At 73.3% G+C, this 13183-nt stretch carries 12 protein-coding genes and 1 pseudogene; 10 read left to right on the top strand and 3 right to left on the bottom strand.

Going from position 1 to position 13183, the window contains the following annotated elements:
* The first annotated feature begins 126 nt into the window (after positions 1-126).
* From GWI24_RS13390 to GWI24_RS13360, 7 genes are all read left to right on the top strand, one after another.
* A complete protein-coding gene (locus tag GWI24_RS13390) occupies positions 127-957 on the top strand; it encodes a helix-turn-helix domain-containing protein (RefSeq protein ID WP_210946178.1) in 831 nt (276 codons plus the stop codon).
* Positions 958-1020: 63 nt separating this feature from the next.
* A complete protein-coding gene (gene rimO, locus GWI24_RS13385; RefSeq protein WP_210946177.1) occupies positions 1021-2517 on the top strand; it encodes a 30S ribosomal protein S12 methylthiotransferase RimO in 1497 nt (498 codons plus the stop codon).
* Positions 2514-3149 carry a CDP-diacylglycerol--glycerol-3-phosphate 3-phosphatidyltransferase gene (pgsA, locus tag GWI24_RS13380; protein ID WP_210946176.1) on the top strand — a complete coding sequence of 212 codons (636 nt, stop codon included), beginning with the start codon at positions 2514-2516 and terminating at the stop codon, positions 3147-3149. Before rimO ends, pgsA begins: the two co-directional genes overlap by 4 nt.
* A complete protein-coding gene (locus GWI24_RS13375; protein ID WP_210946175.1) occupies positions 3146-3664 on the top strand; it encodes a CinA family protein in 519 nt (172 codons plus the stop codon). The genes pgsA and GWI24_RS13375 overlap by 4 nt, the downstream gene beginning before the upstream one ends.
* A 109-nt stretch (positions 3665-3773) precedes the next feature.
* A complete protein-coding gene (locus GWI24_RS13370; protein ID WP_020868033.1) occupies positions 3774-4160 on the top strand; it encodes a helix-turn-helix domain-containing protein in 387 nt (128 codons plus the stop codon).
* Between the two features lie 145 nt (positions 4161-4305).
* Positions 4306-4788 carry a Dps family protein gene (locus GWI24_RS13365; protein WP_020868032.1) on the top strand — a complete coding sequence of 161 codons (483 nt, stop codon included), beginning with the start codon at positions 4306-4308 and terminating at the stop codon, positions 4786-4788.
* 315 nt (positions 4789-5103) lie between these two features.
* A complete protein-coding gene (locus GWI24_RS13360) occupies positions 5104-5406 on the top strand; it encodes a hypothetical protein (RefSeq protein WP_210946174.1) in 303 nt (100 codons plus the stop codon).
* Here the strand turns inward: GWI24_RS13360 and GWI24_RS13355 are convergent.
* Complete coding sequence (locus tag GWI24_RS13355) at positions 5340-6146, bottom strand: Fpg/Nei family DNA glycosylase (protein ID WP_210946173.1); 807 nt, start codon at positions 6144-6146, stop codon at positions 5340-5342. The two genes, GWI24_RS13360 and GWI24_RS13355, sit on opposite strands and share 67 nt — an antisense overlap.
* Before the next feature lie 125 nt (positions 6147-6271).
* Complete coding sequence (locus tag GWI24_RS13350) at positions 6272-10987, bottom strand: ATP-dependent helicase (RefSeq protein WP_210946172.1); 4716 nt, start codon at positions 10985-10987, stop codon at positions 6272-6274.
* Positions 10988-11070: 83 nt separating this feature from the next.
* Here GWI24_RS13350 and GWI24_RS13345 point away from each other — a divergent pair, with 83 nt between their 5' ends.
* The 3 genes from GWI24_RS13345 to GWI24_RS13335 are packed head-to-tail and all read left to right on the top strand — an operon-like array spanning position 11071 to position 12963.
* Positions 11071-11922: an AraC family transcriptional regulator gene (locus GWI24_RS13345; RefSeq protein WP_210946171.1), complete on the top strand. Its 852-nt coding sequence runs from the start codon at positions 11071-11073 to the stop codon at positions 11920-11922.
* A gap of 1 nt (position 11923) precedes the next feature.
* The gene (locus GWI24_RS13340) at positions 11924-12664 is read left to right on the top strand and encodes an AzlC family ABC transporter permease (protein ID WP_210946170.1); all 741 of its coding nucleotides are present in this window, start codon (positions 11924-11926) and stop codon (positions 12662-12664) included.
* The gene (locus tag GWI24_RS13335; RefSeq protein ID WP_020868027.1) at positions 12661-12963 is read left to right on the top strand and encodes an AzlD domain-containing protein; all 303 of its coding nucleotides are present in this window, start codon (positions 12661-12663) and stop codon (positions 12961-12963) included. Before GWI24_RS13340 ends, GWI24_RS13335 begins: the two co-directional genes overlap by 4 nt.
* Before the next feature lie 19 nt (positions 12964-12982).
* Here the strand turns inward: GWI24_RS13335 and GWI24_RS13330 are convergent.
* Positions 12983-13183, bottom strand: a pseudogene (locus tag GWI24_RS13330) (hypothetical protein); the annotation flags it as partial.

Raw genomic sequence — 13183 nt, 5'->3', positions numbered from 1 at the left:
CCCCAGAATCGTGATCGAACGGCAATCCCGATGGCGGACAAACTCCGTCCTCCCGCTTGCCCGACCCTTTCGCCCCACCCCTAGACTGAACCTCCAGCAGGTGGCTCACGCTCGAAAGGCGCCCCCGTGTCCATCGGCAACCTTCCCGAAGACGGCAACTCCCCCGAAGACGACCGGCCTTCCATCGGTCGCGCCCTCCAGCAGGCCCGTATCTCCGCGGGGCTGACCGTCGACGAGGTCAGTTCCTCGACCAGGGTGCGCACCCCCATCGTGCGGGGCATCGAGCAGGACGATTTCTCGCGCTGCGGCGGCGATGTCTACGCCCGGGGGCACATCCGGGTGCTCGCGCGCGCCGTGGGCCTCGACCCGGAGTCCCTGATCGCGCAGTTCGACGCCGAGCACGGCGGCCGGCCCGCGCCGACCGCGCCGGCGCCGCTGTTCGAGGCCGAGCGGATCCGCCCCGAGCCCCGGCGCCCCAACTGGACGGCCGCGATGGTCGCGGCGATCGTCGCCGTCGTCGGATTCGTGGGCTTCACCCTGTTCCGGGGCGGCGACGGCGACGGCTCGAGCGTCGCCGAGGACACCGCCTCGCCCAAGCCGAGCGCCTCCGCGCCCACCAACACCGCCGCCCCCTCCAAGCCCGCCACGCCGCACAAGCCCGACCCGTCCGACAGCGCCATCGCGGGCGTCCCGGCGGACAAGGTCACCGTCAAGCTGACCGCCGAGGGCGGCCAGAGCTGGATCTCCGCCCAGGACCACAACGGCCGGCTGATCGAGGAGGGCGTGCTGCGCGAGGGCGACTCCAAGACCTTCAGCGACAGCAGGCGCATCGACCTGGTGCTGGGCAACGCCGGGGCGATCAAGCTGTTCGTGAACGGCAAGGAAGTGAAGAACGTGGGCACCAGCGGGGCCGTCCAGCGGCTCAGCTACACCAAGGGAGACCCCGAGGCGGGCTGAGCCGCGCGAAGATCGGCAGCCCTGGCAGCGGAGGCTGTCGTGGGGACAAAGTAGTCTGAGCCCATGCCCGAACGCCGCACCGTCGCCCTTGTCACTCTTGGCTGCGCCCGTAACGAGGTGGACTCGGAGGAGCTCGCAGGCCGCTTGGCGGCGGACGGCTGGGAGCTCGTCGAGGAAGCCGCCGACGCGGACGTCGCCGTCGTCAACACCTGTGGCTTCGTCGAGGCCGCCAAGAAGGACTCGGTCGACGCCCTGCTGGAGGCGAACGATCTGAAGGACCACGGCCGCACCCAGGCCGTGGTGGCCGTCGGCTGCATGGCCGAGCGGTACGGCAAGGAGCTCGCCGATGCGCTGCCCGAGGCCGACGGGGTGCTCGGCTTCGACGACTACGGCGATATCTCCGACCGCCTCCAGACCATCCTCTCCGGCGGCATCCACGCCTCCCACACCCCGCGCGACCGCCGCAAGCTGCTGCCGATCAGCCCCGCCGAGCGGCAGGACGCCACCTCGGTGGCGCTCCCCGGCCACGCCCAGGACACCGCGCCCGAGGACCTGCCCGAGGGGGTGGCCCCGGCCTCCGGACCGCGGGCCCCGCTGCGGCGCAGACTGGACAGCAGTCCGGTCGCCTCGGTGAAGCTGGCCTCAGGCTGCGACCGGCGGTGCTCGTTCTGCGCCATCCCGTCCTTCCGAGGCTCCTTCATCTCCCGCCGCCCCTCCGATGTGCTGGGCGAGACCCGCTGGCTGGCCGAGCAGGGGGTGAAGGAGATCATGCTGGTCTCGGAGAACAACACCTCGTACGGCAAGGACCTCGGGGACATCCGGCTGCTGGAGACGCTGCTGCCGGAGCTGGCCGCGGTGGACGGCATCGAGCGGATCCGGGTCAGCTATCTGCAGCCCGCCGAGATGCGTCCCGGGCTGATCGACGTGCTCACCTCGACCGAGAAGGTCGCGCCCTACTTCGATCTGTCCTTCCAGCACTCGGCGCCCGGGGTGCTGCGCGCCATGCGCCGCTTCGGCGACACCGACCGGTTCCTGGAGCTGCTGGAGACGATCAGAGGCAAGGCGCCGCAGGCCGGCGCCCGGTCCAACTTCATCGTCGGCTTCCCCGGCGAGACCGAGGAGGACCTGGCCGAGCTGGAGCGTTTCCTCAATGCGGCGCGGCTGGACGCGATCGGCGTCTTCGGGTACTCGGACGAGGACGGCACCGAGGCCGCCGGTTATGAGAACAAGGTCGACCCGGAGGTCGTCGCGGAGCGCCTGGAGCGCGTCTCGCGGCTCGCGGAGGAGCTGACCGCCCAGCGGGCGGAGGAGCGGCTCGGCGAGGTCGTGGAGGTCCTGGTGGAGGAGATCGACGACACCGGGGCGGTCCTGGGCCGCGGCGCCCACCAGGCGCCGGAAACCGATGGCCAGACGCTGCTGCGCACCGACGGGGAGCCGGAGGTGGGCCGTATGGTCGAAGCGAAGGTGATCGCGACGGAGGGAGTGGACCTCGTCGCGGAGCCGCTTGAGCCGCTGGAGCGGCAGGGCGGCGGCGCGTCCACCGGAGAGGCGGGCAGATGACGGGTGTCCCGGCCTCCGCCGCGGGAGGTCACCACCGACCGGCCGCCGCCACGGTCAGGCCCGCCGGTTTGTGGAACATCGCCAACATCCTGACCATGGTGCGGCTGCTGCTGGTGCCCGGGTTTGTGTTGTTGATGCTGCACAATGGCGGGTACGACCCGGCGTGGCGCTCCTTCGCATGGGCGGCGTTCGCCATCGCCATGATCACCGATCTCTTCGACGGTCATCTGGCCCGCCGGTACAACCTGGTCACCGACTTCGGGAAGATCGCCGATCCGATCGCGGACAAGGCGATCATGGGCGCGGCGCTGATCTGTCTGTCGGCCCTGTCCGACCTCCCCTGGTGGGTGACGGGAGTGATCCTCTTCCGTGAGATCGGAATCACACTGATGCGGTTCTGGGTGATCCGGATCGGGGTCATCCCGGCCAGCCGGGGCGGAAAGATGAAGACGCTCGCGCAGGGCACCGCCGTCGGGATGTACATCCTGGCGCTGACCGGGCCGCTGGCCTCGCTGCGGTTCTGGGTGATGGCCGTGGCCGTCGTCCTGACCGTGGTCACCGGCCTCGACTACGTCCGGCAGGCGATCGTGCTGCGCCGGGCGGGACGGACGACGGAGGAGGCCACGCAGTGAGCGACGGCGGGACGGCGGCCGATGTGCTGGCGCTGCTGGAGCGGCGCGGGCAGACCCTGGCCGCCGCCGAATCGCTCACCGGCGGTCTGGTGGCCGCCGAGCTGACCTCGGTGGACGGCGCCTCCCGCTCCTTCCGGGGCTCGGTGACGGCGTACGCCACCGACCTCAAGCACGAGGTGCTGGGCGTGGACGGGGCCCTGCTGGCCGAGCGCGGCGCGGTCGACGCCGAGGTGGCCCGGCAGATGGCCCGGGGCGTACGGCGTGCGCTGGGCGCGGACTGGGGCGTGGCCACCACCGGTGTGGCGGGTCCCACACCACAGGACGGCCAGCCCGTGGGCACCGTTCATGTGGCCGTCGCGGGGCCCTCGGACGCGGTGGCCGCGGCGGCGCTGAGGCTTGAAGGAGACCGCGCCGGAATCCGCGGCCAGGCCGTCCATGCCGCAGTCAAGCTGCTGTTCAGCGAATTGATCGCGACGGCGGGGGCAAAGGATACGGAACAACACGACGAGATTTGATGTTTGCAGCCCTGAGTGAACACGACATCGCTCCCCGCACGGGCACAGCCGGAGGCGGTACGGTGGGGCGTGAAGGATCCGGATCCGAGGTCCGAGGAGGGAGCCAGCGATGATTCTGCTCCGTCGCCTGCTGGGTGACGTGCTGCGCCGGCAGCGCCAGCGCCAGGGCCGTACTCTGCGCGAGGTTTCCTCCTCCGCCCGGGTGTCGCTCGGCTATCTGTCAGAGGTCGAGCGCGGCCAGAAGGAAGCCTCATCCGAGCTGCTGTCGGCCATCTGCGACGCCCTGGAGGTACGGATGTCGCAGGTCATGCGCGAGGTCAGCGACGAGCTGTCGCTCGCCGAACTGGCCGAGTCGGCCGCGTCCACCACCGAGAAGGTGCCGGCGCCCATGCGGCCCGTGCTCAACCCCGTGTCCGTGACGTCCGTGACGGGCGTCCCGGAGGAGCGGGTGACCATCAAGACGCCCAAGGAAGCCGTGGACGTGGTGGCGGCCTGAGAGCGCCCTGAGAAGCCAGCTCTCCGAGGCCCCGACCGGTAGCCATACCGGCCGGGGCCTCGATGTTTGTCCGGCCGGATTCAGGTCACCCCAGAGGAAGAGAGGCAATCAAGAGGGGCCAAACGGTCGAACAGGAGGAAAGTGGATGTCTGTGGTGAAGAGCCCGCTGCCGGAGGAGCACCTCAAGATCGTCGCCGACGCGCTGCAAGGCGCCCTCGTCGATCTCGTCGACCTCCACCTGGTGGGCAAGCAGATCCACTGGACCGTCGTGGGCCCGCGATTCCGCACGGTTCATCTGCAGCTCGACGAGGTCGTGGCGTCGACCAGGGAGTATGCCGACACGGTGGCGGAGCGGGCCTCTGCGCTCGGGGTGCCGCCTGACGGACGGGCCCAGACGGTCGCCGCGACCAGTGGTGTCGACACGGTCAAGGACGGCTGGACCGATGACGCGCAGGCCGTCCGGACGCTCGTGGACGCCCTCGGAGCGGTGATCGGGCGGATGCGGGAGCGCATCAGGGCGACCGACGAGCCGGACCCGGTGACCCAGGACATTCTCATCGAACTCACTCGTGACCTGGAGAAGCACCACTGGATGTTCCAGGCCGAGAACGGCGGCCAGCGGGGCTGAGGCGGACGTCGGGCCAGGTCGGGTGAGGCTGAGGCCGCCTCGCTCCGGCCCGGTGGCCCGCTCTGGGTGCGCCGTATCGCCCGGCTGGGCAAACTGGGAGGGAGTACGAATGTCCGACACGCGCCGACGTGCCTCCTGTGCGCCCTCCCGCCGTGTGCGAACAGGCGTCTAAGCGGCCTCACTGAAGTCCGGTGCGGTTCGGTTGCGCCCCCGAAGGGGCGCGGGGAACTGCGCGACCAGCCACGACGCAGCCGCGGATGAACGACCGCACCGCCACTTCCCGCGGAGCGCTTAGCGTCGCCGAAGGAGGCAGTCATGGCAGCCGTCGGAGGGGCCGACACCCAGGGCCTCAGGCCGGTCCGATGGGTGCTCGCGCTCGCTCTGGGCGGCGTCTGGTGGTGGTCCGTGCTGCGGCTGGCGGTGCAGCCGGGGGAGACCAGCCCGGTGGAGGGGGCGTTAGCGGTCGGCGGCTGGGGGCTCAGCTTGCTGCCGGTGCACTGCGGCCCCTCGCCCAGAAGGGGCGGCACCCGTCGCCGGGGAGGCCCTCCGCGTCAGGATGGATCCGGCCCCTGCGGCCCCGCCTGGCAGCTCGGGCACCAGAAGGTCGAGCGCTCCTGACCCGCGCGCCCCTGGTCGGCGGCGCGCACCGGCGTACCGCAGCGCAGACAGGGCCGCCCCGGGCGCCCGTACACCCATAGCCTGCGGTCGCGGCGTGACTCGGCCGTGGTGACCCGGGCACGCCGGTTCCTGTTGGCCTCCAGGAGCTTCTTCGCGTGGGCCGCCAGGCGCTCGGGGGAGGGCATCTCGCCGATCGGCAGCCAGGGCGACACGCGCAGCAGGAAGCACAGCTCGGACTTGTAGACATTGCCGATCCCGGCGAGGTTCCGCTGGTCGAGCAGCGCTTCGCCGAGGGGCCGGGAGGGATCGGCGAGCAGTCGGCGCAGCGCCTCGTCCGGGTCCCAGTCGGGGCCGAGGAGATCGGGGCCGAGATGGCCTACGACCCGGTCCTCGTCGCCGGTGCGGAGCAGTTCCAGGACGGGCAGGCGGTAGCCGACGGCGGTGTGGGCGGTGTTGGCGAGGATGGCCCGGATCTGGTGGTGCGGGCCGCCCCGCCAGCGTTCGTCCGGCCCGTACACCTGCCAGGAACCGTCCATTCGCAGATGGGAGTGGAGGGTCAGCCCGCCCTCGACACGGGTCAGCAGATGCTTTCCGCGCGGGACCACCTCGAGGACCTGGCGGCCGGTGAGGTCCGCGGTTGCCAGACGGGGGACGCGCAGGTCGCTGCGGGTGAGCGGGGAACCCGCGAGGGCCTGGTGCAGACGCTGAGCGGTCTGCCAGACGGTGTCGCCTTCGGGCATGCCATCCATGATGCCGGTGGCCGCGGGCAGGCGGGAGCGCCCGGTGATCGGAGGCGCGGGCGGAGGCCGTTGTTCAGGGGCGTGGACAGTGGCTGTTGATCAGAGGCACAGACGGCGGGTGTTGATCAAGGGCGCAGGCGGAGGCCCCGTGGAGTCGGGTGGAAGCCCGCCGATTCCAGGAGCTTGCCGATCGGGGACGAGAGCGCCTGGGCGCCATTGACGCGCTCGACGGTGACGGAGCCGAGCGCCCCCGCACGGGCGGACTCGGCCAGCGCCTCCACCGCCGTCCACAGCCGGGCGTCGTCCTCGGGGGACGCGGCCTCGGCCTCGCCCGAGGGCCAGGCGAGCAGGGTCTTGCCACCCCGCTCCATGTAGAGCGTCAGTTCTCCGTCGACGAGCACCACCATCGCTCCCGCCTTACGGCCCGGCCGGTGGCTCGCGTCCGCGGGCGGATCGGGCCAGGGGAGAGCGGCGCCATAGGCGTTGGCGGGGTCGGCCGAGGCGAGCACGAAGGCACGCCGGGACTGCCCGCGCTGTCCGCCGAAGGCGGGGGTGGCCGCACGGTCGCGGGCCGTGCTGACCGCGCGCAGCCGGTCCACCGCGCCGTCCATCGCGAACTGGGCCGCGCCGAGCCCCTCGATCACATAGCCGCGGCGCGCTTGGCCGGACTCCTCGAACGCGGACAGCACCCGGTAGGCGGCGGAGAAGCCGCCCTCGACCCCCTCGGCGGCGACCGCCCCGCGGGTGACCACGCCGTGCCGGTCGAGCAGGGTGCGCGCCAGGGCGTGGGCGCGGTGGGTGGGCTCGGGCTCGCGCTCCGGCAGCAGGGACCAGCGCCCGGCGACGGTGGGCGGGCCGTTGCGCGACGCTGTCGGTCGGCCGGTGCGGCCCGTAAGGCCGCCATAGCGTCCCCGGGGGACCGCGCGCTTGGCGCGGTGGGCCGTGGAGCCCGCCGTACGGCCCGAGCCCAGCAGGGATCGCAGCGGGGCGAGGGTGTCACCGGTGACCCGGCCCGCCCAGACCAGATCCCACAGGGCCTCGGCGAGCTCGGGATCCAGGAACTCGTGCCCGGCGGCGCGGGCCTGCTCGGCGATCTGGCGGAAGAACAGCCCGTACCCACCGGCCAGGGCGTCGAGGACGGTCTGGTGGAGGGGGCCCGCTTCGAGGGGGTGCGGGGTGTGCAGCAGCAGCGGGGCGGTGTCGGCCAGGTGCAGGGTGACCCAGCCGTCCTTGCCCGGCAGCGCTCCCGCACCAGCCCAGACGACCTCCCCGGAGGCGCTGAGCTCGTCGAGCATCGTGGGGGTGTAGTCGCTCACCCGGGACGGCAGGACCAGCTTCTCAAGGGCGGAGGCGGGGACGGGCGCGCCCTGGAGCTGCTCGATCGCGCGCACCAGCCCGTCGATACCGCGCAGGCTGTGGGTGCCCAGATGCTGCCACTGCGGGAGGAAGGCGGCGAGCGCCGAGGGCGGCACGGGCTCAAGCTCATGGCGCAGCGCGGCCAGGGAGCGGCGCCGCAGCCGGCGCAGCACGGCCGCGTCGCACCACTCCTGGCCCGTGCCCAAGAAAGAGGTGGCGCGAAGCGCATCGTCAGAAGGGTGGTGGTGGGTGACGGGTGGGCGGAACTCGCCCTGGACGACGCGGCCGCCCGCGGCCAGCCCGTGCAGGGCACCCTCGGTGACGGCCGCGCCGAGGCCGAAGCGGGCGGCGGCCTGCGCCGAGGTGAACGGGCCGTGGGTGCGGGCGTAGCGGGCCAGAAGATCGCCGAGGGGGTCCTTGACCGGCTCGGTGAACGCCTCGGGAACGCCCACCGGCAGCGCCGTGCCGAGTGCGTCCCGCAGCCGCCCCGCGTCCTCCACCGCGGCCCAGTGGTCCTCGCCCGCGATCCGGACCCGGATGGCGCGCCGGGCCCCGGCCAGGTCCTCGGCCCACCCGGGCTCGGCACCGCGCTCGGCCAGCTCGGCGGCGGTGAGCGGGCCGAGCACCCGCAGGGCGTCGGCCACGCCCTCGGCGTCCTTGATCCGGCGGTCCTCGGTGAGCCACTGGAGCTCCTGCTCCAGCTCGGCCAGGACGTCGGCGTCGAGCAGCTCGCGCAGCTCGGCCTGGCCCAGGAGCTCGGCCAGCAGCCGCGAGTCCAGGGAGAGGGCGGCGGCGCGGCGCTCGGCGAGCGGGGAGTCGCCCTCGTAGAGGAACTGCGCCACATACCCGAAGAGCAGCGAGCGGGCGAAGGGAGACGGCTCCGGGGTGGTCACCTCCACCAGCCGGACCCGGCGGGCCTCGATGTCGCCCATCAGCTCGGTGAGGCCGGGGACGTCGAAGACGTCCTGGAGGCATTCGCGGACCGCTTCGAGGACGATCGGGAAGGATCCGAACTCGCTCGCCACCTGGAGGAGCTGCGCGGCGCGCTGGCGCTGCTGCCACAGCGGGGTGCGCTTGCCGGGGTCGCGACGGGGCAGCAGCAGGGCGCGGGCGGCGCATTCGCGGAACCGGGAGGCGAACAGCGCCGAGCCGCCGACCTGGTCGGTGACGATCTGGCTGATCTCACCCTTGTCGAACGCGACATCGGCCGCGCCCACCGGGGACTGCTCGGTGTCGTACTCCACGCCCTGGCGCATCGGGTCCGCGTCGAGGAGGTCGAGGCCCATGAGATCGGCGTCGGGCAGCCGCAGCACGATGCCGTCGTCGGCGTGCATGACCTGGGCGTCGATGCCGTAGCGCTCGGCAAGGCGGGAGCCCAGGGCGAGCGCCCAGGGGGCGTGGACCTGCGCGCCGAAGGGGGAGTGGACCACCACGCGCCAGTCGCCCAGCTCGTCGCGGAACCGCTCCACCACGATCGTGCGGTCGTCCGGCACATGCCCGCAGGCACGGCGCTGCTCGTCCAGATACCCGATGACGTTCTCGGCGGCCCAGGCGTCCAGACCGGCGGCCAGCAGCCGCAGACGGGCGTCCTCCGGCTGCAGCGCGCCCACCTCGCGCAGGAACGCGCCCAGGGCGCGGCCCAGCTCCAGGGGACGGCCGAGCTGGTCGCCCTTCCAGAAGGGCAGCCGCCCGGGGACGCCGGGGGCGGGGGAGACCAGGACCCGGTCGCGGGTGATGTCCTCGATCCGCCATGAGGTGGTGCCCAGGGTGAACACATCGCCCACCCGCGACTCGTAGACCATCTCCTCGTCGAGCTCCCCGACCCTGCCGCCGCCCTTCTTGGGGTCGGCACCCGCCAGGAAGACGCCGAAGAGCCCGCGGTCGGGGATGGTGCCGCCGGAGGTCACCGCGAGCCGCTGCGCCCCCGGGCGGCCGGTGACCGTATGGGCGACGCGGTCCCACACCAGGCGCGGGCGCAGCTCCGCGAAGGCGTCGGAGGGGTAGCGGCCCGCGAGCATGTCGAGGACCGAGGTGTACGCCGACTCCGGGAGCGAGGCGAACGGCGCGGCGCGGCGGATCAGCGCCAGCAGCTCGTCCACGTCCCAGGTGTCCATGGCGGTCATGGCGATCAGCTGCTGGGCGAGCACGTCCAGCGGGTTGGCGGGCACCCGCAGCGACTCGATGGCCCCCTCGCGCATCCGCTCGGTGACCACCGCGGCCTGCACCAGATCGCCGCGGTACTTGGGGAAGACGACGCCGGTGGAGACCGCGCCCACCTGGTGGCCGGCCCGGCCCACCCGCTGCAGCCCGGAGGCCACCGAAGGCGGCGACTCGACCTGGACGACCAGGTCGACCGCGCCCATGTCGATGCCGAGCTCGAGGCTGGAGGTGGCGACGACGGCGGGCAGCCGGCCCGCCTTGAGGTCCTCCTCGACCAGCGCCCGCTGCTCCTTGGACACCGAGCCGTGGTGCGCGCGGGCCAGCAGCGCGGGCGCGCCCCGGGCCGCACCGGCCTCGGCCATCACCTCGGCGGGGGAGTGGTCCTCGGGCAGGGCCTCACCGGTGGCCCGCTCGTAGGCGATCTCGTTCAGCCGGTTGCACAGCCGCTCGGCCAGCCGACGGGAGTTGGCGAAGACGATGGTGGAGCGATGGGCCTGGACCAGGTCGGTGATCCGCTCCTCCACATGGGGCCAGATCGATGGCCGCTCGCCCGCCTCGCCCTCCTGGGCGGGGGCGCCGCCCAGCTCGCCCAGGTCCTCCACGGGCACGACCACCGACAGGTCGAACTCCTTGCCCGACGGCGGCTGGACGATCTCCACCTTGCGCCGCGGCGACAGGAACCGCGCCACCTCGTCCACCGGCCGCACGGTCGCGGACAGGCCGATGCGCCGGGCGGGGCGCTCGAGCAGCTCGTCGAGGCGCTCCAGGGACAGCGCGAGATGGGCCCCCCGCTTGGTGCCCGCGACGGCGTGGACCTCGTCCAGGATCACGGTCTCCACCCCGCGCAGCGCCTCCCGGGTGGCGGAGGTGAGCATCAGGAACAGCGACTCGGGGGTGGTGATGAGGATGTCCGGCGGGCGGGTGGCCAGAGCGCGGCGCTCGGCGGCCGGGGTGTCGCCCGAGCGGGTGCCCACCCGGATCTCCGGCTCGGGCATGCCCAGCCGCACCGCCTCCTGGCGGATACCGGTCAGCGGGCTGCGCAGATTGCGCTCGACGTCCACCGCCAGGGCCTTCAGCGGGGAGACATAGAGCACCCGGCAGCGCTTCTTCGCCTCGGCGGGCGGCGGCTCACCGGCCAGCTTGTCCAGGGCCGCCAGGAAGGCGGCCAGGGTCTTGCCCGAGCCGGTGGGGGCGACGACCAGGACGTCCGAGCCCGCGCCGATCGCCCGCCACGCGCCCTCCTGCGCGGGCGTGGGCGCGGTGAAGGCACCCGTGAACCATCCGCGGGTGGCCGGGGAGAATCCGTCGAGCGCCGAGCCTGCCATGCCCTCCATCGTGCACCGCACCACTGACAATGGGCGGAGTCGCAGGTCAGAGGGGGCCCGGGCGGGGGCGCACAATGGTTGCCATGGCCAACCGGGAGAGCGCGCGGCACTGGCGGTACCCCCAGCTTCCGGGCGTCGATCTGCTGCGCGCCCGCTACATCCACAAGACCTTCGTCTGGCACACCCACGAGACCTTCGTGATCGCCGCGGTCACCGAGGGCGTCGAGGAGTTCCACCACCGCGGCGCCATCGAGCGCACCGGACCCGGCGGGCTCGCGCTCATCAACCCCGAGGTGCCGCACACCGGACGGGCGGGGGCGCCCGAGGGGTGGGCGTACAGCGTGCTGTACCCGGCCACGGACCTGGTCGCCGGTATCGCCGCCGAGACGACCACGCTCCGGGGCACGGCCGGGTTCCGGATCCCCACCGTCGACGACCCCCAGGGGGCACGGCTGGTCACCGCGGTGCACCGGGCCGCCGAGGAGGGCAACGCGCTCGCCGCCGACAGCCTGCTGCGCATCGCACTCGCCCGGCTGCTGCGCGACCACGGCGGCCCGCTCCCCGAGCGCACGGCGCGCACCGCGGGTGCGCGCACTGCGGCGCGCGCCCGCGCGATCCTCCAGGAGCGGATGGCGGACCCGCCGTCCCTGGAACGGCTGGCGGCCGAGCTGGGCACCGGTCCCTTCGCCCTCCTGCGCGCCTTCCGCACTGTCTACGGGATGCCGCCGCACACCTGGCTCACCGACGCGAGGGTCCGCCGGGCCCGGCGGCTGCTGGACGCCGGGAGCGCGCCCGCCGAGGTGGCCGTCGCCGTCGGCTTCACCGACCAGTCCCACCTGAACCGTCACTTCACCCGGATCGTGGGGGTGCCACCGGGTGCCTACCGACGTGAGCGCGCAAGAACGTACAAGACCGGAGTCAAAGCGCTCTCCTAACGTGCACGCTGTGTCAGAACAGATAGAGATACGAACCGATCCCGCCGCGCCCCCGGCGGACTCGGCCGTCGTCCGCGACGCTCTGGGCGTCGGTGTCGCGGTGGGGCTCTCCGGCTTCGCCTTCGGGGTGACGTCGGCGGGCGCCGGGCTCGGCCTGCTGCAGACCTGCGCGCTCAGCCTGCTGGTCTTCACCGGGGCGTCACAGTTCGCCCTCGTGGGCGCGCTGGCGGCGGGCGGCAATCCGTTCACCGCCGCCGCCGGGGCGTTCTTCCTCGGGGTGCGCAACGCCTTCTACGGGCTGCGGCTGTCCGGACTCCTCGGGCTGCCGCGCGTGGTGCGCCCCCTGGCGGCCCAATGGGTCATCGACGAGACCTCGGCCGTCGCCCTCGCCCAGCCCGACCGGCGCACCGCGCGCCTCGGCTTCACCGTCACCGGGCTGACGCTGTACGCCCTGTGGAACCTCACCACGCTGATCGGCGCCCTGGGGGCGTCCGCGCTCGGCGACACCGACGCCTGGGGCCTGGACGCCGCCGGGCCCGCCGTCTTCCTCGCCCTGCTGGCTCCCATGCTCAGCGGCACCGTCGAACGGGCCGTGGCCGGTCTCGGCGTCCTGCTGGTGCTGCTGTGCCAGCCGGTGCTGCCCGCCGGGGCCCCGGTCCTGGTGGCGGCGCTCGCCGCTCCCGTCGTCCTTACGGTGCACGGGCGCATGGCGCGCGGCGCGGAGCCGGGTGAGCGCCGATGACCACCTGGATCGCCATCGGCGTCACCGCGGCGGGCTGCTACCTGGTCAAGCTGCTGGGCCTCTCGGTGCCCGCCGGGGTCCTGGAACGCCCGCTCGTCAGGCGTCTGGCCGCGCTGCTGCCCGTGGCCCTGCTGGCCGCCCTCACCGCCCAGCAGACCTTCAGCGACGGCCGGCACCTCCTCCTGGACGCGAGGGCGGCCGGGCTGGGGGCGGCGGCGCTCGCGCTGGTGCTCCGCGCCCCCTTCCTGGTGGTGGTCGCCGTGGCCGTCGCCGTCACGGCCGGCGTCCGGGCCCTGTGACCGCCGCGGACGCCCGCGCTCAGATCCGCCGCCCGTAGGCCCGCAGCGTCAGCAGTGCCTCGATGGTCGCCACCGACCGCCACTCCAGCGTGGCTCCCGGCGTCCAGGTACGCCGGTTCGGCGGCCAGCCGCCGTCCTCCTGCTGTGCGGCCACGAGAGCGTCCAGAGACCGCTCCACCTCGGCGTCGGTGAACCACCGGCGCGCCGGCGAGCCGGGCGT

This window comes from Streptomyces sp. MK37H (assembly GCF_018035285.1).
Classification (GTDB): domain Bacteria; phylum Actinomycetota; class Actinomycetes; order Streptomycetales; family Streptomycetaceae; genus Streptomyces; species Streptomyces endocoffeicus.
This window is presented reverse-complemented; position numbering and strand designations above follow the sequence as displayed.